The organism is Anaerococcus cruorum (assembly GCF_046365495.1).
In the GTDB taxonomy this organism is placed as follows: domain Bacteria; phylum Bacillota; class Clostridia; order Tissierellales; family Peptoniphilaceae; genus Anaerococcus; species Anaerococcus cruorum.
Map to the genome: position 1 here is coordinate 92,606 of NZ_JBGMEH010000006.1, position 20,633 is coordinate 113,238.

Below are 20,633 nucleotides of genomic sequence, written 5' to 3' on the forward strand. Positions count from 1 at the left end.
CTTGTGAAAAATGAGGAGGTTTTTTATGTCAGAAAAATTTACAGACAGAATTTATCCAAGAGTAAAAGAATTATGGGAAGCTTGCTTTAATCACCCTTTCGTTCAAGAAATGGGTGATGGAAGCCTTGATTTAGATAGCTTTAAACACTGGGTAAAACAAGACTATGTTTATTTAATAGAATATGCCAGACTTTTTGCAATAGGTACTGCAAAATCACCTGATTTAGAGACAATGAATTCATTTGCTAAAGGGCTTGATGGCATATTATTTATGGAAATGGATCTTCATAGATCTTATGCTAAAGATTTTTCTATAAGTGAAGATGAATTAGAAGCTACTGAGCCATCGGCAATAAATACTGCTTACACTTCTTACATGCTAAATAAAGCACAAGCTGGAGGAGTAGAAAATGTTGCTGCAGCTTTATTAGCTTGTTCATGGTCTTATAGTTATATAGGCCTTAAGCTAGCCGAAATTCCAGGGGCCTTAGAAGATGAAAATTATGGATCATGGGTTGAGATGTATTCTTCAGATGAATTTACTGAGTTAAACGAAAATGCAATGGATCTTATGAATAAATTAACAGAAGGCAAACCTGAAAGAGAATTAAAAGCTCTTGAAGAAATTATTATTAAAACAGGATATTTTGAGTACATGTTCTGGGATATGTGCTACAATAAAGAAAATTGGCCTATAGACATATAAAAATTAAATAATTATAGAGAAAAAGCTTTAGGAATTGCCTTAAAGTTTTTTCTTTTAATATGAATTTTGTGTTATAATAATGGCAAATAAAAATGTTATCACAAATGGTTAGATTTTACCATTAGCTACCTATGGAGGTAAATATGAAGTTAGATAGAAAATTTGTGTCAAAATATTATGAACATGTTGAAGAATTTCCAGATTTAGATATTGATTTATCAAAAACTATCCTACTTATAGTTGACTACCAAAATGAATTTTGCTTAACAGATTTTGGAGAAGCTAAGGAGTTTAAAGAACAAGGACTATGGGATGATTGGAAACCATATTTTGATAAGATGCATGAGGTAGCATTACCTAATACTGAAAAAGTTTTAAATTATTTTAGAGACAATGACCTACTAGTATCATATGGACTTATCGCTTGCCAAAGAGAAGATGGTAGAGACAGATCTCCAGTTCAAAAATCTGAAGGTTGGAATAATATGCTGATGCCTGTTAATTCATATGCAGCAGAAGTAGTTGACCCACTAAAACCTATTGAAAATGAAATAGTTGTATATAAAACCACAGATTCTGTAACAACTGGTACAAATTACCTACATTTATTGGATAATATGGATATAGAAACTGTAGTTGTATGCGGTATGGTAACTGACCAATGTGTAGCATCTACTGTAAGAGGTCTTGCTGATGGCGGATATAATGTAATTACAGTTCATGATGCATGTATAGCAGCATCTGAAGAACTTCATGATGCAGAACTTAAAATAATGAATGTAATTTATACCTACGTTTTAAGTACTGAAGATACATTAAAATTATTAGATGAGAGTAAATAAAAAGAGGAGCATCAGCTCCTCTTTATTTAAATAATATAGTAATTAAAAAATTATTATAAACTTATCTATTTATTTATTATAAATCCTTGGTCTATTAAAGTCTCAAACATTTTATTTCTGTTTGCAATGATAGTACCTTGTTTTTTAGGGATTTGAGTTGAAAATGAATCTACTCTACGATTGGCATTTCTTAAATCATAATAAGTTGTCATTTCCTTATCATATTCCGCAATTTTTTCATTATAATTATCAAAGGTTTGGTAAGAATTTTCAAATGTTTTTAAATTTATATCCATCCTAGGTTTTAGTTGAGGTTCTTGATTTGCTAAACCAAAGCCAAGACCAACTGCTGGATATGTTAATTTAGGCAAGTTTAGAAGTTCTATAATATTTTTGGTATCGTTATGGATGTTGCCAAAATAATTTACCCCAAGTCCCAAACTTTCTGCAGCTACTGTTACATTTTGGGCAGCAATTATGGAATCTGTAAAACCTTGGATAAATTTATCAAAACCTATCATTTCATCATTTTCTTGGCCATTTTCTTTAGCTATAGTGTAATTTCTATATAAATCTACTACAAAAATCCAAAGGTGTGGGGCACGGGCCATATAATCTTGCAGACCATTAGCAGCAAATTTCTTTTTTAGTTCTGGATCAGTAATTTTTACTATAGAAAAAAACTGCATACCATTACTGGATGGTGACATATTTGCTACATTTAATAATGATTCAATCACACCTTCATCAAGTTTTTCATCTTTAAACTCTCTTATAGTTCTATGATTAAGTTGATTTTTAATTGTTTCGTTCATAAAAACTCCTTTTCTTATTAATCAGTATATACCCTAATAAATAGTATAATAATAAAAGGTGATTATATGGTAGTTAGAATATCTGTTAGAAATCTTATAGAATTTGTCATGCGTTCAGGTGACATTGACAATAGGTTTCGTGATAATGCTAGGATGATTGAAGGGATTAGAGCCCACCAAACCATCCAAAAAAAATATGGTGATAATTATAAAAGTGAATATTCTCTAAAAAACACCACAAATATCGATGGTGTAGAGTTTAAGGTGGAAGGAAGAGCTGATGGACTAATAAAAGAAAAAGATAGTTATGTCATAGATGAGATAAAATCTACTAACAGACTTCTTTCTGAAATAGATGGATCAAATAGACTCCACTGGGCCCAAGCCATGTGTTATGCTTATTTTTTTGCCCTAGATAATAAACTAGATAGGATGAACATAACCTTAACTTATGTAAGTGTTGAAGACTATTCTACAAAAATATTTAGAGAAGAATTTACTTTTGAAGACCTTAAAAATTTTTATTTTGACCTACTATATGAATATTTAAACTTTTCAAAAATCCTTGCTAAAAACAAAGAAAATAGAGATGTATCTATTAAAGAATTAGATTTTCCCTATAAAGAATATAGAAAGGGTCAAAGAAAAATGGCGGTTGCTGTTTATACTGCAATCCTTGATTCTAAAAAATTATTTGTAGATGCCCCAACAGGTATAGGTAAAACTATATCTACAGTCTTTCCCTCTATAAAATCTATAGGGGAAGATCTATCTGATAAGATTTTTTATCTAACTAGCAAAAATACTCAATCCAAAGAAGCATTAAAATCAGTAAAAATTTTAGAAAATCAGGGTTTATTTATAAAGGCCCTATCGATAACTTCTAAGGAGAAAATTTGCCTAAATGATGAAGTTAAGTGCAATCCAGTAGATTGCCCCTTTGCAAAAGGACACTTTGACAGGGTTAATGATGCCTTAAAAGATATAATCGATAATGAAGAAATAATGGACTTTGATACTATAACTTCATATGCAGAAAAACACAGAGTATGCCCATTTGAATTAGAACTTGATATATCAACCTATGCTGATTTTATAATATGTGATTATAATTATGTTTTTAATCCTAATACATATCTAAAGAGATTTTTTGATGAGGTTATAGATAGGTATGTATTTTTGATTGATGAATCTCATAATTTAGTAGAGCGTGCTCGCGATATGTATAGTTTTGGCTTTTCTAATAGAAGATTTTTAGACCTGGCAGAAAAGCTTAACAAGAAAAAATACAAGACTATAATTAAATATCTTGAGCAAATAGCTGATAGCTTTGAAGTCCTTTATAATAAATATGGTAAAAAATTATATTATAGCCAACGAGATCCTATAGAAGACTTTGATAGCAAATTTATAAAGCTTTTAAAACCTCTACAAAAATATCTAGTAGAGGAAAGAGAAGATGAAAATTATGATGATCTTTTAAATCTATTTTTTGACATAAACAAATTTTTAAAAATAGAAGAGTATTACACTAATGGGTTTTATTCTGTAGTATCTTATGATGAGAACATAGATGAGAAGATATTTGAGATAAAATGTATCGATCCATCCTTAGTTTTAGCTGATACTTATAAAAATGCTAGATCAACAGTATTTTTCTCTGCAACCTTATCCCCGATGATTTATTTTGCAAAAATTTTAGGAGCAGAGGATAGCTTAAAGCTAAGACTAGATATGCCTTTTGATCAGAGTAACTTTACTCTTTTTAATAGAGAAATTAGTACTAGATATAAGGATAGAAATAACAACGTAGTCCATATTAGTGAAACTATCAATGAATTTATAAATTCTAAACAGGGCAATTATTTTATATTTTTCCCGTCATATTCTTATTTAGAGGATGTTTATGAGGACTACAAATCTCGTTTTGATGATGAGATTATAGTCCAAGATAGGTTTATGAATGAAAAAGGAACTAATAAGTTTTTAAAACAATTTGATACAGATTCAGCTAAAACTGCCTTTGTAGTTCTTGGAGGCATTTTTTCTGAAGGGGTAGACCTAGTAGGTGATAGGCTTATAGGGTCTATGATTATCTCAGTGGGCATGCCTGGAGTCAGCAATGAGAGAAATTTAATTAAAACTCATTTTGATAAGCAGGGTTTAAGTGGTTTTGATTATTCCTATACCTATCCTGGTCTAAATAAAGTATATCAAGCAGCTGGCAGGGTCATAAGAAGTGATAATGACAAAGGAATAATATATTTAGTAGATGATAGATTTAACCAATATAAGTACAGAAGTCTTTATCCAAAACATTGGAAAAATAAGGGAGTTAAAATAGTAAATGAAACAAAAGATTTTAATAAAGAAGCAGATAAATTTTGGGAGGGTTTAGTTGAGAAAAAAGAAAAATAGCGAAGTAAAAGTAAAGGACGTTAAATATCCAAATATTTCTATTGGAGAAGACCAAGATGGGAATATTGTTGAGTTTAAGGGAGGAGTTTTAGGCCAAACTTGTAAGGTTAAAATTACTCGCAATAGACATGATTACAAAAAAGGGAAATTTATAGAATTACTAGACCATTCACCCCTTGAAAATAGTAGACATTTTTGTCCCCAAGCTGATTCATGTGGTGGATGTGCCTACCAAAGATTACCCTATGAAACAGAGCTAATGTTAAAGCAAGATATGGTAAAAAAATTACTGTCTGATAATAAAATCCCTTATGAGGGCGATATCTCTATAAATAGATCTCCAGTTGTAGATGGATTTAGAAATAAAATGGAATACACCTTTGGCGATGCCTACAAGGGTGGAGAATTAATCCTGGGACTACATAGGCAAAATAGATTTTATGAAATAGTTGATACTGTAGATTGTAATGTAATTGATGATGATTTTAATACTATAAGAGCTGCAGTGCAAAATTATTTTAGGGAAAAAAATACTAGTTTTTACCATAAGTCTAGAAAAGAAGGATTATTAAGACATTTTATAATCAGAAAAGCTCATAGAACTGGTGAAATCATGGCAATACTTGTAACCACAAGTGATGAAAGCTTTGATCAGATGAGAAAAAAACTTTTTGTAAATTTTCTAAATGATTTAAAGCTTGAAGGTAGAATAGTATCTATTTTTCATGTAACTAATGATTCTGTAGCTGATGCAGTTGTCCCAGAAAAAGTTGAACTTTTGTTTGGCAAAGACCATATAACTGAAGAGATGCTAGATTTAAAATTTAATATATCTCCATTTTCATTTTTTCAACCAAATGTATTTGCAGCAGAAAAGCTTTATCAAAAGGCTTTTGATTTTGCAGGTATAAATAAATCTATGAATGTCCTAGATTTATATTCTGGGACAGGAACTATAACTCAGGTTATTGCAAGTGTAGCAAATCATGCAACGGGGATAGAAATAGTAGATGAAGCTGTAGATAAAGCTATCGAAAATGCAAAACTAAATGAAATAGAAAATATAGATTTTCTATGTGGAGATGTGTTAGAAGAAATTGAAAAGGTTAGGGGAGATTATGATGTAGTTATCCTAGACCCGCCTAGGGCAGGCATAGCTCCTGAAGCCTTAGAAAAAATAATAAATATCAACCCTAAAAAATTTGTATATATATCTTGTAATCCAAAAACCCAAGTTGATAATCTAAAAACTTTTATAGAAAGAGGATATAAAGTTAAAAAATACGAAATATTTGACCAGTTTCCTAATTCTAGACATGTGGAGACTATTTGTTTATTAACTAAATAAGTAATTCAGTAAGTACATTAATATGCTTAAGGGTAAGTAATATATAATAAGTCTTATAAGGAGGCAATATGTACGACTTTAGTTTTAATATTTCAACAAAAATATTATTTGGTAAAAATCAACTTGATAATCTAGCAGATGAGATAAAAAAATATGGGCAAAGAGTACTTTTAGTTTATGGAAGAAATTCTATAAAAAAAATCGGACTTTATGATGAAATTGTAAAGATTTTTGAAGAAAACTCCATTACTCATTTTGAACTTTCAGGAGTTGTTCCAAATCCTAGAATTGATAAAGTCCGTGAAGGTGTAAAGATAGCTAAAGATAATGATATTGATTTTGTATTAGCAGTTGGTGGGGGATCTGTAGTGGACTCTGCAAAATTAATTGCAGCTGGCTTTTATACTGATAGTGACCCTTGGGATATTGTAATTAAAAAAGAAAAAGTAACAAATGCTCTCCCTCTAGGAAGTATTTTAACTCTTGCAGCTACTGGATCTGAAATGAATGCTGGTTCAGTTATTTCAAATGAAGAAACTGGTCAAAAGCTAGGTTGGGGATCTGAATATGTAAGACCAAAATTTGCTATAATGAACCCAGAATATACTTATAGTGTAGATAGTTATCATACTGCAGCAGGTACTGTAGATATTATGAGCCATACTATGGAAAATTATTTTACATTAAATGATGGTGCTTATTTAAATGACAGGTTTGCAGAAGGAATCCTTAAAACTTGTATAAAATACGGGCCAATTGCTATAAAAGAAAGTGATAATTATGAGGCAAGATCAAATCTTATGTGGGCAAACTCTTGGGCAATTAATGGTCTAATTAGTGCGGGAAAATCAACTGAATGGTCAGTACACGCTATGGAGCATGAGCTATCAGCTCTAAGAGATATTACTCATGGAGTAGGCCTTGCAATTTTAACTCCAGCTTGGCTAGAGTATTGCTTAGATGATGAAACAAGCGAAAAAATTTCAACATTTGGTTATAATGTTTTTGATATTGAAAAAACAGATTCACAAATTGATGATGCAAAAAAAGCCATCGAGGCATTAAGAAATTTCCTAGAGTCTTTAGGAATTAATCTAAGTCTAAAAGAGGAAGGATTTAGTGAAGAAGACCTTCCTATTATGGCTAAAAATTGTTTAGATAATAAAAATAAAAGTCAAATAGATGGTTTTAAGGTATTAAAAGAAGAAGATATATTAAATATATATAAGAAAGCTTTTTAATAAAGAATGGAAAATATAGATAAAATTGCCTTAAAAGATACTAATACAAAATCAATAATTATATATAAATATGGTCATGGATATATTATAAATAAGAAAAATGATGAGCAAGTCAATGTTAGGTCTATTGCAAAAACTATTATTGCCCTTGCTTGTGGAATTTTAATAGATCAAAATATCGGATTTGACGAAGAAACATATATTTATCCAATAATTAAAAATAAAGTAAACTTAACCAATAAAAAGAATGAAAAGTATCTGAAACAAGTAAAAGTTAAGCATCTATTAACTCATACTATAGGATATAGAGATGTTCTGATGATGAGTAAGGATATAAATAAATTTAATATAGATAACTTATTAGATGAAGTTATTAATTATCCCATTTACTATAAACCTGGCACACATTTTTTATACTCCAATGCTAGTTACTATATTCTGGCAGCTACAATGGAGGAGGCTCTTGGCTATGATTTATTTGCCTTTATAGAAGAAAATATATTTAAGCCTTTAGCAATAAAAAATGCTAAAGCTGATAAATATGGTAACTATCTAGCAGGAGCAACAAAATTTTACCTAACAGCTGATGACCTATTAAAAATAGGAAAGCTACTTTTAAATAATGGAAAATTTGAAGGTAGGCAAATAGTAAGTGATGCTTGGGTTAAAAAAATGAAAGTTCCTTATTTTAAAAATAATACAGAAGTTAAGAAAAAATATTTATCAGAAGACTACTATGGATATAGTCTATGGCAATCCGAAAATGGGGTTATCTTTGCATCAGGAACAGGGGGTCAACTGATTGTATTGCTTGAAAAATTAGATACTATAATAATAACTACAAATTTAGGAAGTGACAATGAAAGCTATATAATCAAAAATGAGATTGATAATATAATAGAAATACTAAATTGGAGGTAGGTAAATGGACTACGATTATATTGTTGAATTAACTAAGATATATGAAGATCACAAAAAATTAACCGAAAAGTTAGATGAAGCTTTAAATGATTTTAAAAGCCATCAAAAAGAATTAGAAAAGCTAGAAAGATATTACTATAGTGAGCAATTCCGTGATGATTATGATGCATCAAATAAGGGAGAGATTCCAAGTGAAATTAATCAGGGAATTTTAACTGAAGATGCAATATATGATCTTCTAGGTGATAACTACTATATGGCAAGAGAAATGCTTGATTTAGCAAACTATATAATTCAAGATAAGGAAAAGTAGATTGGTTTATCCAATCTATTTTTTTATGAAAAATTATAAATAAAAAAACTGCGAATAAAATCGCAGTTAAAATCTGGTGCACCATCAGAGGTTCGAACTCTGGACACCCTGATTAAGAGTCAGGTGCTCTACCAACTGAGCTAATGGTGCATAAATAAAATACTTTTTTATTATATGCCTCCATTAGCATTTTGTCAAATTAATATATTTGCCAAATATGGGCTATTTGATTATTTATTTCTTCAAAGCTCCAAGGTCTCATAGAATTTTTAACACTATTAGGGTCATTTATTAAAAATTTACCATTTTCATAAGAATCTATAACAAATATATGACCAAAAAGTGTAAAATAACCTCGGCTTACTGAGACGATTAGGGGTCCTTTTTTAAGGGCTTCTATCATTTCTTTTTCATCTAATGGTATATCTTTTGAAGTAAGATTATATTTTTTTGCTTCATCTGGAAAAAAAGCCCAGGATATACCTTCGCTTGACATATAGTTTTTTGCATCATTAGCAATTTTATCAGGTGTTATACTAGGATCGTTTTTTAATCTTGATAGAACCATTGAGGTAGACGTTGGACCACAACCAGATATGCCGATATTTCTTTGACCTAATTCATTATAAGCCCATCTATTATCCCACTGTAGATAGAGAGGGGTTTTTCTTCCTAAATCAATGGAAGGACCTGGCTTATTTGGAAAATCTGTTATATTGTGGTTCATATTATAAACAAATTCAATAGTATCTGGGTCATTTCCTGTAAGATATGCCTCTACATTTGTTATGTTAAAGAAGTTATCATATACCCAACGAGCCTTAGGGTCTTTTTGAGCATATTTTTCTACATTTTTGATTATATCTTCTTTTACTTCTGATTTAACTTTAGGTTCTTTGGTTTGACTTAAATTATTTTCTTCATCTATAACCATATCAGAAAGTGATTTATCATTGGATTTTAAAAATGTATTTATAGCAAGCTCATTGATATCTGATACAATATTTATATTTTCTTGATCAACTAAACCATCGTTGTTATTACCAAAACTACTTGTACATGAGCTTAGGAATATAAGCAAGATAGATATAGTTATTAATTGTTTTTTCATACATTTATTTTACTCAATTCTAAGTTCTATTCAATATTATTTCTATATTTTATAATATTGTGGTATCATAGCTAAGTAATGTTTCTTGGCACCCATTATAGAAAAAAAATCAAGGAGAAAAAATGACAGAAAGAAATAATTTTACAAAAGATACTAACTTTTTAGTTAGATCTGCTATAGTTGCAGCTTTATACGTTGTATTAACTTTACTTGTTCCTATGCCACAATATGGCCCTATCCAATTTCGTTTTTCAGAAATCTTAGTCTTATTAGTTTTTTATAACAGAAAATATATTCCTGGATTAGTTTTAGGATGTGCAATAGCAAATTTCTTTAGCCCTATGGCTTGGTTTGATGTAATATTTGGTACATTATCTTCATATATAGCATTTAAACTTATGACAAAAACTGACAACTTATTTATAGCTTCATTATTTCCAGTATTATTAGTTTCCGTTCCAGCTTTAGGAACATATTTCTTATTAGATAACTCAGGAGCATTTATAACTATGTTATTTTCATTTATGGCCAGTGAGTTTGTTATGGTAAGCATAATAGGGGTAATCATATTTAAAATACTTGAAAAGAATAAAGCATTTATGAGAAATATAATAGAATTTTAAAAAGGCATCCACTTGGGTGCCTTTTGTTTGGTCAAATTTTATTTAATTTATTTACTATATCTTCAATTTCACTTAGCTTTTCCTTAGCATCTTCAGGATCATTATTTTCTAATGCCTGATAAACACAATGGCTAAGGTGGGCTGATAAAACTTCTTTATTGATATTTTTTAAAATAGAGATTGAAGCCATTAGTTGATTACTAACATCGATACAATATCTATCATCTTCAACCATTTTTATTAAACCATCGATTTGACCTCTGACAGTTTTTAGTTTTCTAATTGTTTTTGCCTTATCAGCATGCATTATTTGTATTCGATACCGTTAAATTCGTATCCTGCTTCTGTGATAGCTTCTTTGATTTGATCTTCATCAGCACTACCAAAGAAATCAACTGTTGCATTTTTTGCTTCTAAATCTACACTTGCATTTTCTACAAATGATAATTCACCTAATGCTTTTTCAACATTTTTCTTACAGTGTTCACAAGTCATTCCATTTACGTTTACTACTAATTTGTTTGTATCTGCCATTTTTTCTTCTCCTTTTATTTCTTTATTATTTGATAGATTTTGATATTCATTGTTTAATGCGTTTTTTTCTACTTCATCTATAGCTTTTTGATTTTTAAACTCTGGTTTAAATCCTCTTAGTCTTAGTGAGTTTAAACATACGAATACAGATGAAATACTCATTGCTAAGGCTGCAAACATTGGATTTAATGTAATTCCTTTAAATGGATATAAAAGCCCTGCTGCTACTGGGATTAGTATTACATTGTAAAAGAAAGCCCAGAATAAGTTTTGCTTAATTGTTTTGATGGTTGATTTTGAAAGTTCAATTGCACTTACTATATCTAGTAGTGAATTTCTCATCAATACAACATCTGCAGAGTCTATAGCAACATCAGTACCATTACCAATGGCCATACCTATATCACTTCTTGCAAGAGCAGGCGCATCATTAATACCATCACCTACCATGGTTACTTTTTTACCCATATCTTGCAATTGTTTTACAACTTTATCTTTATCTTGAGGTAGGACATCAGCAAATTTTTTATCAATACCTAAGTCAGATCTGATTGCTTCTGCTGTTTTTTCGTTATCTCCAGTTACCATAGTTACTTCATAACCTAGATTTTTAAGTTCATCTATAGCAATTTTTGAAGTTGCTTTTGGTAAGTCCTTAGCAGCTATTAGACCAATTAATTGGTTTTCATCAGCAAAGTACATAGAAGTCTTACCTTCATTTGCATAAGTATCAGCTATTTCTACATAGTTTTTAAGATCTATATTATTTTCTTTCATTAGTCTTAAGTTACCTGCAAGGTATCTTTGGCCATTATATGTTGCGCTTATTCCTTTACCAGAAATAGCGTTAAAATCTGATACATTTTCTGAAGCTATATTATTTTCTTCAGCATAGGTAACTATTGCATTACTTAATGGGTGTTCAGATGAATTTTCTATAGAAGTTGCAAGTTTTATAAACTCATCATGGTCTATATCAGTTTTTACATCTGTAACTTGAGGTCTACCTTCAGTAATAGTTCCTGTCTTGTCTAGAAGTATTGTATCAACTTTGCTTAAGTTTTCTAAACTTTCTGCGTTTTTAAATAATAAACCTAGTTCTGCTGATTTTCCAGTAGAAACCATTATCCCCATCGGTGTAGCTAGACCTAGGGCACATGGACAGGATATAACTAAAACTGAAATCATTAAATTTAATGCAAATTCAAAACTATAGCCTAGTGCCATCCATACTATGAATGTAACAATAGAAATTAAAATTACAGCTGGTACAAATATAGCTGAAATTTCATCTGCCATTTTAGCAATTGGAGCCTTGGTTTCATTTGCTTCATTTACTAGATTTATAATTTGGGCAAGAGTTGTATCTTCTCCAACTTTGGTAGCTTTAAATTTAAATGAACCTTCTTTGTTAATAGTTGCAGTGATTACTTCATCTCCAACACCCTTATTAACAGGAATAGATTCACCAGTTAATGCTGCCTCATCAAGTAGGGAAGAGCCTTCTATAATCTCACCATCCACTGGAATAGAATCTCCAGGTCTAATTAAGATTATATCTCCTTTTTCTATCTCAGAAACATCTACGCTTTTTTCCTTACCATCAACAAGAATTGTTGCTTTTTTTGGTGCTAGATTTATTAAATTCTCTAGAGATGCTTTAGTTTGACCCTTTGATCTAGCTTCAAAATATTTACCAAGAGTTATTAAAGTTAGAATCACAGCGGCAGACTCAAAATATAGGTTATGCATATATTGATCTATAATTTCTGGCTGGTTAAATCCGAAACCATAGGCCATTCGCATTATAGCAAAAATACCATAAATTGTTGCTGCACTTGCTCCTAGAGCTACTAGGGTATCCATGTTCGGAGCTTTATTAAATAATCCTTTAAATCCATTTATAAAAAACTTTCTATTTACTACTAATACTGGAATAGTTAGTATAAATTGTATAAAGGCGTTATTTATAGAGCCTTCTCTTCCTTGCATAAAAGAGGGAACTGGCAAACCTATCATAGGACCCATAGCTATATACAAAAGCGGGATTAAGAAAACCAATGATACTTTTAATCTAAATTTAGTATTGCTCTCTTCTTGGTCTTTTTCTTTAGGTTTGTCAGCTGTGGCTGATTTTTCTTTATCTTTTAAGCTAGCTCCATAACCTATTTTTTCTACAGCATGGATGATATCATCATCGCTTAATTTATCTTCATCATAATCTACACTCATAGATTCATTGATAAGATTTACATTTACATCATTAACGCCAAGTTTTTCAACTGCTCTTGTAACATTGGCTTGGCAAGACGCACAAGTCATACCTGTTACATCGTAGCGTTTTTTCATATTACCTCCTCTCACACCCCTAGGGGGTGTTAAAATTATTAAACTTTATTTAAAATATATTTCAAGTTCTAGGGTAAAATATAGCTAAGGAGATAAGTATGAAAAGATATAAAATATTATTTAAAGGAAGAGTCCAAGGTGTAGGTTTTAGGTATACATCAAAAGTTATAGCAGATAAATTAAACTTAACAGGTACTATAGAAAATTTATCTAATGGTGATGTAGAATGTTTTATCCAAGGACCTGATGAAAAAATAAATGAATTTGTAAATAGCTTGCAAAATCAAAAAAATTTAAATATATCTTCTTTTGATAAAACTGAACTGGAAGTAGAATCTAATGAATCAACCTATAAAATTATAGGTTAAATATTGCTAAGTTCACTTTTTAAGATATATTAAATTTATGAGTATAAGAAATAAATTAACAAAAGAAATAGCAAAAATAGTTAGGGCGGGGCTAAGGCTTACAAACCGTAAGGCTACATCTCTACCTGGTTATGTTGCATATAAATTAGATAAAAATATATTAAATGAGTTGTCAAAAAATACGAAATTTATATTTGTAACTGGTACGAATGGTAAAACAATGACAACCCATTTTTTGGTAAACATATTAAAGCAAAGATATGATAAGGTTTACACAAACGAATCTGGATCAAATATGGTTCAAGGTATAATAACAACCTTATTAGATAATCCTGCTAAGGAAGAAACTATAGCAGTTCTTGAAGTAGATGAGGCAAATCTAGTAAGAATTGGCCAGTATATTAAGCCAGAATATGTAATTTTTACAAATATTTTTAGAGATCAAATGGATAGGTTTGGTGAAATATACAATATTTTTGCAAAGCTTATGGAGGGTATGGCGGTCATGCCAGATGCAAAAATAGTAGCTAACGGAGATTTACCAATTTTTAATTATGATCAGATGAAAAATTATAATAAGACATACTTTGCTATCAGAGATTATAAAAATGCAAGTGATGATTATAATTTAGATGCCGAAATTAATTCTGATGGTATACTTTGCCCACATTGCCACCATGTTTTAAAATATAAATTAAATAATTATTCTTCACTAGGAGACTATGCTTGTCCAAATTGTGACTTTAAAACTCCTAATATTGATTATTCTATAGATAAATTGATAAAACTTGATGCAAACTATTCTGAATTTATGGTAGGAGATGAGTTGTATGAAGTAAATGTGGGTGGTTTGTACAATGTATATAACGCCCTTGCCGCACTAAGTGTATCTAAAGAACTTGGATTAAGCTATGAAGAAATTTATGAAGGTCTTCGTAGCCAAAAAAATGTTTTTGGAAGGCAAGAAAATATCAATGTTGAAGGTAAAAATGTAACCATTAACCTAGTAAAAAATCCTACAGGTCTTAACCAAATCATAGATCTCATGCTTTTGGAAGAAAATCCAGTTTCACTAATTTGTTTATTAAATGATAACTATGCTGATGGTACTGATGTAAGTTGGATTTATGATTCCTATTATGAAAATCTTGCTAAGCTTGATATAAAAGATATATATGTATCAGGTATAAGAAAGAAAGATATGAAAAGACGCTTAGAGATTGCAGAAATATTTAATGATGATATTAAAGAATTTGACTATGAAACAGAAATTTATGATATCATAAAAAATTCTAAGGCCGATAATATATATATTCTATCTACTTATACTGCTATGCTTAGATTAAGAGAGGTTTTAGGATTATGAAAAAAATAAAAATATGCCACCTTTACGGAAACTTATTAAATACCTATGGAGATGTAGGAAATGTAATGGCTTTTGCTCACGAAGCAAGAAAAAACGGATATGAAGTAGAAATTGTAACTGTAAGTATTGGTGATAAATTTTATTCTGCAGATTATGATTTTGTCTTCTTTGGTGGAGGTCAAGATTATGAGCAAAGAATAGTGCAGACTGATCTATTAGAAAAAAAAGATGAATTAAAGAAATATATTGATGATGGTGGTGTTTTTCTAGCTATATGTGGTGGATACCAGCTTCTAGGTCAATATTACTTTGATGCCTATAACAAAAAAATAGAAGGACTCAATATTTTTAATCATTATACTGAAAATCAAGATAAGGGAACTAGATTTACAGGAAAAATTAAAATAAAAGATGCAATTAATAATAAGGTATATGAGGGATTTGAAAATCATGGTGGAATAACTCACTTATCAGATGATCAGAAACCTTTTGGTTTTGTTATTGAAGGTAATGGTAATAATGGTTCTGATAAAACTGAAGGTTTTAGATATAAAAATACAATAGGCACCTATTTGCATGGACCAGTTTTAGCACGAAATGAAGAACTTTGTAAAGATTTATTGAATATCTCAATAAGTAACAAAACTGATAATTAGAATCACAAAAAAGATTATTTGCATATATAATAATATAGACACAATAATTTGATAAAAGTATGTTTATGTTAAATTTTAGTGTATAATACTATTGTAACTATAAGACAAACTATATAATTGGGGGAAAAATGACAGATTCAAAATTAAGAAATGAACAAATAGATGAATTATTTGAAGCAATTTTAATGCTAAATGACATAGAAGAATGTTATGCATTTTTTACAGATATATGCACAGCTAGAGAGATCCAATCTATAGCTCAAAGATTACACGTAGCAAGATTACTTAAAATAAGAAAAACATATAATGTAATTGAAGAAGAAACCGGTGCATCAACTGCAACTATTTCTAGAGTAAATAGATCTTTAAACTATGGATCAAATGGCTATGACATTGTCCTAGATAAACTTATCGAAAAAGATTTAAAAAGACAAAGAGAAAATCAAGATAAATAATTTTCTTAATATAACCATTTTATAAAGAGCAGACTTAATGTCTACTCTTTTTTCATGTGGTATAATAAAATAGATAAGGGGGAATGTGATGATTTTAGAAGGTTTAAATGACAAACAGGCTGAGGCAGTCCAACATACAAAAGGACCTCTTTTAGTTTTGGCTGGTGCTGGTAGCGGAAAGACAAGAGTACTTACAACTAGCATAGCAAATTTAATAGAAAATGAAGGGGTAGACCCTAGAAATATTTTAGCAATCACATTTACCAATAAGGCTGCAAATGAGATGAAAGATAGGGTGGCTACTCTTTTAAATATGGATGTTAGCCATCTATGGATAGGAACATTTCACTCAATTTGCGCTAGAATTTTAAGGATGAATATTGAAAAAATAGGATATTCTTCAAATTTTACCATTTATGATACCAACGATCAGAGAACTTTGATAAAAGAAATTATTAATGACTTAGGCTATAAGGATGATATAAGTGTAAGAGATGCTCAAAATCTTATAAGTTCATTAAAAAATAAGTCTATTAGTCCAAGTGAATTCTTAAAAATTGATGACTACTATAGAAACCAAAACGAATACTATGAAATCTACCGTTTATATGAAAAACGCAAGAAAGAGTATAATTCCTTAGACTTTGACGATTTAATAGAAAAAGTTCTTGAGCTGTTTAAAAAAGATAAACAAGTTCTAGAATATTATCAAAAAAAGTTTGGATATGTATTTGTTGATGAATATCAGGATACTAACGCTGGTCAGTATGAACTTATAAAGTATTTTGGTGGCTACCATAATAATGTAATAGTTGTTGGAGATGCTGACCAATCTATCTATAGTTTTAGGGGAGCAGATATAAGTAACATATTAAATTTTGAGAGAGATTTTAAGGATGCTAAAGTGATAAAACTTGAGCAAAACTATAGGTCAACATCAAATATATTAAATACTGCAAACTCTCTTATAGAAAATAATATAGAAAGAAAAGATAAAAATTTATGGACTTCAAATGGTAACGGCGATGATGTTATCTACAAAAACAATTCTGTAGAAAGTGAAGAAAGTAAATTTGTAGTTGATGAGATAAAATCTCTAGTAAACTCAGGCTATTCTTATAATGATATTGCAATTTTATATAGGACCAACGCACAATCAAGATCCTTTGAAGAAACCTTAATGAAAAATCTAATTGATTATAAGGTTATCGGCGGATTAAAATTCTATGATAGAAAAGAAATCAAAGACTTAGTTTCTTATTTAAAAATCATAGTAAATCCCAAGGATGATGTTGCCCTAAAACGCATCATAAACGAGCCGAAGCGTGGCATAGGTCAAAAAAGTGTTGAACAAATGAGTAGGATAGCAAGTGAAAATGATATAGCAATGCTAGAGCTCATTACAAATCCTAGTTATGACCAATTATTAACTGATAGATTAAAAAAATTAGCCTATAAGTTTTACAATCCTCTACAGGAAATTTTTGAAAATGCTCTAAAATACACTATAACTGATTTGATAAATGAAGTTTTAGATAAGTCTGGTTACCTAAAAAGTTTAGAAGCTAGTTATTCAGTAGAGGATAGAGCAAGAATTGATAATATCAACGAATTTATAAGTGCAGCAAGTGAATACGAAGAAAATAATCCAGATGATACTATCTATGATTATTTGGAAAATTTAAGTCTGATTTCTGATTTGGAAAAAACAGAAGATAAGGATGATTCAGTAGTACTTATGACTATGCATGCAGCAAAGGGTCTAGAATTTCCGGTTGTTTTTGTTGTTGGCTTAGATGATGGATTATTTCCAGGAAAAAGATCTATTGATGAAGGTAATATCGAAGAAGAGCGTAGATTATTTTATGTGGCAATTACCAGAGCCCGTGAAAAATTATATCTAACAAGCAGTGAAGTTAGAAGAGCATACGGCCAACCTATATACTATAAGACTTCAAGATTTATGGATGAGATAAGGGAAAATATAAAAGAGCTAGAAAATAAAAGTTTCGCCTCATTTAATTCTAGGTCTTTTGAAAGAGCATCTAATGAAGATTACATGCGTGAAAAAACACGCCAGTCAGTTTTAGATACAAAACTTAAAAAGCATGAAAATAGTGACGAAACTTATCAAGTTGGTGATAAGGTAGTCCACTCAAAATGGGGTCAAGGTATGGTTGTCCAGATTAAAGAAAGCGAAGATGGCAATGAGTTAGTAGTAGCCTTTGATAAAAAAGGGCTTAAAAAACTTAACCAAGACTATGCTCCAATATATAAGGTGTAATATGGAAAAAAAAGAAGAAATTAGTGAACTTATAGAAAAAATTGAAGAATTAAACTATCATTATTACACCCTAGATTCTCCTTTAGTATCTGATGGTGAGTACGATAAGTTATATGATAGGCTAAAACAATTAGAAAATGAAACAGGCATTCATCCTGATAACTCTCCTACACAAAAAGTAGGGGGAGAGGTTTTAGAAAAGTTTGAAAAACACTTTCATATATCAAGATTATATTCACAAGATAAGGCCCAGTCCTATGATGAATTAAAAGATTGGATAGATAGGGCTACTAGACTTCGTAATGCTTATAATGAAAATAATAATGATGAGCTACCCGAATTAGAATTTGTAATGGAATATAAGTTTGATGGTTTAACTATAAATCTAACATACGAAGATGGAAAAATCATAAATGCTGCAACTAGAGGCAATGGTATAGTTGGGGAGGAAATCTTAGCTCAAGTAAGAACCATAAAATCTGTGCCACTAGAAATTGAAGAAAAATCTTTATTAGAAATCCAGGGTGAGGCATTAATGCCTCTATCAGAACTTGAAAAATATAATAAAGAAAACGAATTTCAGCTAAAAAATGCTAGAAATGCTGCAGCAGGTGCCTTAAGAAATCTAGATACTAAAGAAACCCGTAAAAGAAATTTAACAGCATATTTTTATAACATATCAACAACTAACTTAGATTTTTCAACTGAAGAAGATATGTTAGAGTTTCTTAAAAAAGAAAATTTTAATATTCATCCCTACCACAAGATAGTAAAGACCTATGATGAAATAATCACAGAGCTTGAAAGAATTGAAGTTGAAAGAAAGACTTTAGATATACTGACTGATGGGGTTGTTATTAAGATAAATGATAAGAAAACTCAAGAAGTACTAGGATTTACAAATAAGTTTCCTAGATGGTCTGTGGCCTTCAAATTTGAAGCAGAAGAATTTACTACAATACTTTTAGATGTTGTGTGGAATGTAGGTAGGACAGGAAAAGTTACACCATCTGCTATACTAAAACCAGTAGACTTTTCTGGTGCAACCGTATCGCGTGCAACTTTAAATAACTATGATGATATTTTAAGAAAAAAAGTACGTATTGGATCAAATGTATTTATAAGAAGGTCTAATGATGTTATTCCAGAAATTCTTGGAGTAGTGGATGAAGATCAAGAAGGAACCACAAAAATTGAAAAACCAACTCATTGCCCATATTGTAATACAGAACTAATTGAGGGCAATGTTCATATTATATGTCCAAACTCTATATCCTGTACTCCACAACTTTTAGCACGTATGGAGCATTATGCTTCTAGAAATGCTATGGATATAGAAGGTTTATCAGAAAAAACCATAGCTCAACTAATGGATGAACGTGGTATAGATGATATATATGAAATTTATGATTTAACCTATGATAATTTGATAGATTTAGATAGGTTTGGTCCAAAAAAATCTCAAAACCTACTTGATGCAATAGAAGAAAGTAAAAATCGTGATTTAAATAGGTTTATCTATGCTATAGGTATACCAAATGTAGGTGAAAGAACAGCAAGAGATTTAGCAAACAAATTTAAAACTTTTGAAAATTTACGACACGCTTCAGCTGATCAATTAGTTGAAATAGATGATATTGGAGAAATAACAGCTGATAATATCGTAGAATTTTTTGAAGATGAAGAAATAAGTGAAGCTATAGATATTCTTTTATCAAAGGGTATCAATTTAAATGAGGTTAATAAAGAAGAATCTTCAAATGAACTAGAAAATCAAACTTTTGTAATTACCGGTACTATGGAAAATTATAAGAGAGATGATATAAAAGAATTAATTGAAAAAAATGGCGGTAAAGTTACAGGTTCTGTTTCAAAAAATACAGATGCTCTGCTTTGTGGAGAAAAAGCAGGATCAAAACTAACAAAGGCCAGAGACTTGGGTGTAGAAGTTTATGAAGGCGAAAAGCTTTATGAATTTTTAAATTACCTAGAAGGGAAGTAAGATGCAAGCAAAAGAAGTAGAAAAAATTTATAGACTAGCAAATCTTAGTCTTGAGGGCAAAGATGTAGAAGACTTGTCCAATAAATTTAATATTGTAATTGATTTTATAGAAAATATTTTTGATGTAGATACTGAAAATGTAGAGATGACTGAAAGTATTGATGCTCACAAGGCTATTTTTAGAAAAGATGAGCCAAAAGAATCATCTAGCCGTGATGAAGCATTAAAAAATGCACCAGATAAAGAATTTGGATATTTTAGATTAGATTGGAATTTATAGG

Annotated in this window: 19 protein-coding genes and 1 tRNA gene; 15 read left to right on the plus strand and 5 right to left on the minus strand. The window is 30.1% G+C overall.

The genetic code is table 11. The annotated features are described in order from the left end of the window. Positions 1-25 precede the first annotated feature (25 nt). Complete coding sequence (gene tenA, locus ACCQ40_RS05110; protein WP_394018093.1) at positions 26-706, plus strand: thiaminase II; 681 nt, start codon at positions 26-28, stop codon at positions 704-706. Between the two features lie 143 nt (positions 707-849). Further along, positions 850-1,548 carry a cysteine hydrolase family protein gene (locus ACCQ40_RS05115; protein WP_394018095.1) on the plus strand — a complete coding sequence of 233 codons (699 nt, stop codon included), beginning with the start codon at positions 850-852 and terminating at the stop codon, positions 1,546-1,548. A gap of 65 nt (positions 1,549-1,613) precedes the next feature. On the opposite strand, the gene ACCQ40_RS05120 is transcribed toward ACCQ40_RS05115, so the two are convergent. Further along, entirely contained in the window at positions 1,614-2,363 is a 750-nt protein-coding gene (locus ACCQ40_RS05120) for a nitroreductase family protein (protein ID WP_410032888.1), read from the minus strand. Positions 2,364-2,429: 66 nt separating this feature from the next. Between ACCQ40_RS05120 and ACCQ40_RS05125 the strand changes: the two genes are divergently transcribed. The 5 genes from ACCQ40_RS05125 (at position 2,430) to ACCQ40_RS05145 (ending at position 8,604) form a co-directional block, all read left to right on the plus strand. Next, entirely contained in the window at positions 2,430-4,781 is a 2,352-nt protein-coding gene (locus tag ACCQ40_RS05125; protein WP_410032890.1) for an ATP-dependent DNA helicase, read from the plus strand. Further along, positions 4,762-6,129: a 23S rRNA (uracil(1939)-C(5))-methyltransferase RlmD gene (gene rlmD / locus ACCQ40_RS05130; protein WP_410032891.1), complete on the plus strand. Its 1,368-nt coding sequence runs from the start codon at positions 4,762-4,764 to the stop codon at positions 6,127-6,129. The genes ACCQ40_RS05125 and rlmD overlap by 20 nt, the downstream gene beginning before the upstream one ends. A 68-nt stretch (positions 6,130-6,197) precedes the next feature. Beyond that, positions 6,198-7,370 (plus strand): iron-containing alcohol dehydrogenase, encoded by a 1,173-nt coding sequence (locus ACCQ40_RS05135; protein ID WP_394018101.1) that lies wholly within the window; start codon positions 6,198-6,200, stop codon positions 7,368-7,370. A gap of 6 nt (positions 7,371-7,376) precedes the next feature. Next, positions 7,377-8,291, plus strand: coding sequence for a serine hydrolase domain-containing protein (locus ACCQ40_RS05140; protein ID WP_410032892.1), 915 nt, complete (start codon positions 7,377-7,379; stop codon positions 8,289-8,291). A 4-nt stretch (positions 8,292-8,295) separates the two neighbouring features. Then, positions 8,296-8,604, plus strand: coding sequence for a DUF4298 domain-containing protein (locus tag ACCQ40_RS05145; RefSeq protein ID WP_394018105.1), 309 nt, complete (start codon positions 8,296-8,298; stop codon positions 8,602-8,604). Positions 8,605-8,678: 74 nt separating this feature from the next. Here the strand turns inward: ACCQ40_RS05145 and ACCQ40_RS05150 are convergent. Together ACCQ40_RS05150 and ACCQ40_RS05155 are read right to left on the minus strand one after the other, a co-directional pair. Continuing rightward, positions 8,679-8,754 (minus strand) — tRNA-Lys (locus ACCQ40_RS05150). Positions 8,755-8,803: 49 nt separating this feature from the next. Further along, positions 8,804-9,715 carry a C39 family peptidase gene (locus ACCQ40_RS05155; protein WP_410032893.1) on the minus strand — a complete coding sequence of 304 codons (912 nt, stop codon included), beginning with the start codon at positions 9,713-9,715 and terminating at the stop codon, positions 8,804-8,806. Between the two features lie 122 nt (positions 9,716-9,837). Here ACCQ40_RS05155 and ACCQ40_RS05160 point away from each other — a divergent pair, with 122 nt between their 5' ends. Then, positions 9,838-10,338 carry a QueT transporter family protein gene (locus tag ACCQ40_RS05160; RefSeq protein WP_410032894.1) on the plus strand — a complete coding sequence of 167 codons (501 nt, stop codon included), beginning with the start codon at positions 9,838-9,840 and terminating at the stop codon, positions 10,336-10,338. A 31-nt stretch (positions 10,339-10,369) separates the two neighbouring features. On the opposite strand, the gene ACCQ40_RS05165 is transcribed toward ACCQ40_RS05160, so the two are convergent. Both ACCQ40_RS05165 and ACCQ40_RS05170 read right to left on the minus strand, forming a co-directional pair. Then, positions 10,370-10,645: a metal-sensing transcriptional repressor gene (locus ACCQ40_RS05165; protein ID WP_410032896.1), complete on the minus strand. Its 276-nt coding sequence runs from the start codon at positions 10,643-10,645 to the stop codon at positions 10,370-10,372. Further along, a complete protein-coding gene (locus ACCQ40_RS05170; protein WP_410032897.1) occupies positions 10,645-13,221 on the minus strand; it encodes a heavy metal translocating P-type ATPase in 2,577 nt (858 codons plus the stop codon). Before ACCQ40_RS05170 ends, ACCQ40_RS05165 begins: the two co-directional genes overlap by 1 nt. Positions 13,222-13,319: 98 nt before the next feature. On the opposite strand from ACCQ40_RS05170, the gene ACCQ40_RS05175 reads away from it, so the two are divergent. The 7 genes from ACCQ40_RS05175 (at position 13,320) to gatC (ending at position 20,632) form a co-directional block, all read left to right on the plus strand. Beyond that, entirely contained in the window at positions 13,320-13,589 is a 270-nt protein-coding gene (locus tag ACCQ40_RS05175) for an acylphosphatase (RefSeq protein WP_410032898.1), read from the plus strand. Between the two features lie 37 nt (positions 13,590-13,626). Beyond that, positions 13,627-14,955 (plus strand): MurT ligase domain-containing protein, encoded by a 1,329-nt coding sequence (locus ACCQ40_RS05180; RefSeq protein ID WP_410032899.1) that lies wholly within the window; start codon positions 13,627-13,629, stop codon positions 14,953-14,955. After that, the gene (locus ACCQ40_RS05185) at positions 14,952-15,611 is read left to right on the plus strand and encodes a type 1 glutamine amidotransferase (RefSeq protein ID WP_394018113.1); all 660 of its coding nucleotides are present in this window, start codon (positions 14,952-14,954) and stop codon (positions 15,609-15,611) included. The genes ACCQ40_RS05180 and ACCQ40_RS05185 overlap by 4 nt, the downstream gene beginning before the upstream one ends. A 128-nt stretch (positions 15,612-15,739) precedes the next feature. Continuing rightward, positions 15,740-16,066: a YerC/YecD family TrpR-related protein gene (locus tag ACCQ40_RS05190; protein WP_394011572.1), complete on the plus strand. Its 327-nt coding sequence runs from the start codon at positions 15,740-15,742 to the stop codon at positions 16,064-16,066. An 88-nt stretch (positions 16,067-16,154) separates the two neighbouring features. Next, positions 16,155-18,350 carry an ATP-dependent helicase gene (locus ACCQ40_RS05195; protein WP_410033149.1) on the plus strand — a complete coding sequence of 732 codons (2,196 nt, stop codon included), beginning with the start codon at positions 16,155-16,157 and terminating at the stop codon, positions 18,348-18,350. A 1-nt stretch (position 18,351) separates the two neighbouring features. After that, positions 18,352-20,352 (plus strand): NAD-dependent DNA ligase LigA, encoded by a 2,001-nt coding sequence (gene ligA / locus ACCQ40_RS05200; protein ID WP_410032901.1) that lies wholly within the window; start codon positions 18,352-18,354, stop codon positions 20,350-20,352. A gap of 1 nt (position 20,353) precedes the next feature. Continuing rightward, positions 20,354-20,632 (plus strand): Asp-tRNA(Asn)/Glu-tRNA(Gln) amidotransferase subunit GatC, encoded by a 279-nt coding sequence (gatC, locus tag ACCQ40_RS05205; RefSeq protein ID WP_410032902.1) that lies wholly within the window; start codon positions 20,354-20,356, stop codon positions 20,630-20,632. Position 20,633: the final 1 nt, after the last annotated feature.

What these genes read in the sequence shown, in the direction of transcription:
- tenA (WP_394018093.1), top strand. Translation starts at nt 26, where the DNA reads ATGTCAGAAAAATTTACAGACAGAATTTATCCAAGAGTAAAAGAATTA.
- ACCQ40_RS05115 (WP_394018095.1), top strand. Translation starts at nt 850, where the DNA reads ATGAAGTTAGATAGAAAATTTGTGTCAAAATATTATGAACATGTTGAA.
- ACCQ40_RS05120 (WP_410032888.1), bottom strand. Translation starts at nt 2,363, where the DNA reads ATGAACGAAACAATTAAAAATCAACTTAATCATAGAACTATAAGAGAG.
- ACCQ40_RS05125 (WP_410032890.1), top strand. Translation starts at nt 2,430, where the DNA reads ATGGTAGTTAGAATATCTGTTAGAAATCTTATAGAATTTGTCATGCGT.
- ACCQ40_RS05135 (WP_394018101.1), top strand. Translation starts at nt 6,198, where the DNA reads ATGTACGACTTTAGTTTTAATATTTCAACAAAAATATTATTTGGTAAA.
- ACCQ40_RS05140 (WP_410032892.1), top strand. Translation starts at nt 7,377, where the DNA reads ATGGAAAATATAGATAAAATTGCCTTAAAAGATACTAATACAAAATCA.
- ACCQ40_RS05145 (WP_394018105.1), top strand. Translation starts at nt 8,296, where the DNA reads ATGGACTACGATTATATTGTTGAATTAACTAAGATATATGAAGATCAC.
- ACCQ40_RS05155 (WP_410032893.1), bottom strand. Translation starts at nt 9,715, where the DNA reads ATGAAAAAACAATTAATAACTATATCTATCTTGCTTATATTCCTAAGC.
- ACCQ40_RS05160 (WP_410032894.1), top strand. Translation starts at nt 9,838, where the DNA reads ATGACAGAAAGAAATAATTTTACAAAAGATACTAACTTTTTAGTTAGA.
- ACCQ40_RS05165 (WP_410032896.1), bottom strand. Translation starts at nt 10,645, where the DNA reads ATGCATGCTGATAAGGCAAAAACAATTAGAAAACTAAAAACTGTCAGA.
- ACCQ40_RS05170 (WP_410032897.1), bottom strand. Translation starts at nt 13,221, where the DNA reads ATGAAAAAACGCTACGATGTAACAGGTATGACTTGTGCGTCTTGCCAA.
- ACCQ40_RS05175 (WP_410032898.1), top strand. Translation starts at nt 13,320, where the DNA reads ATGAAAAGATATAAAATATTATTTAAAGGAAGAGTCCAAGGTGTAGGT.
- ACCQ40_RS05180 (WP_410032899.1), top strand. Translation starts at nt 13,627, where the DNA reads ATGAGTATAAGAAATAAATTAACAAAAGAAATAGCAAAAATAGTTAGG.
- ACCQ40_RS05185 (WP_394018113.1), top strand. Translation starts at nt 14,952, where the DNA reads ATGAAAAAAATAAAAATATGCCACCTTTACGGAAACTTATTAAATACC.
- ACCQ40_RS05190 (WP_394011572.1), top strand. Translation starts at nt 15,740, where the DNA reads ATGACAGATTCAAAATTAAGAAATGAACAAATAGATGAATTATTTGAA.
- ACCQ40_RS05195 (WP_410033149.1), top strand. Translation starts at nt 16,155, where the DNA reads ATGATTTTAGAAGGTTTAAATGACAAACAGGCTGAGGCAGTCCAACAT.
- ligA (WP_410032901.1), top strand. Translation starts at nt 18,352, where the DNA reads ATGGAAAAAAAAGAAGAAATTAGTGAACTTATAGAAAAAATTGAAGAA.
- gatC (WP_410032902.1), top strand. Translation starts at nt 20,354, where the DNA reads ATGCAAGCAAAAGAAGTAGAAAAAATTTATAGACTAGCAAATCTTAGT.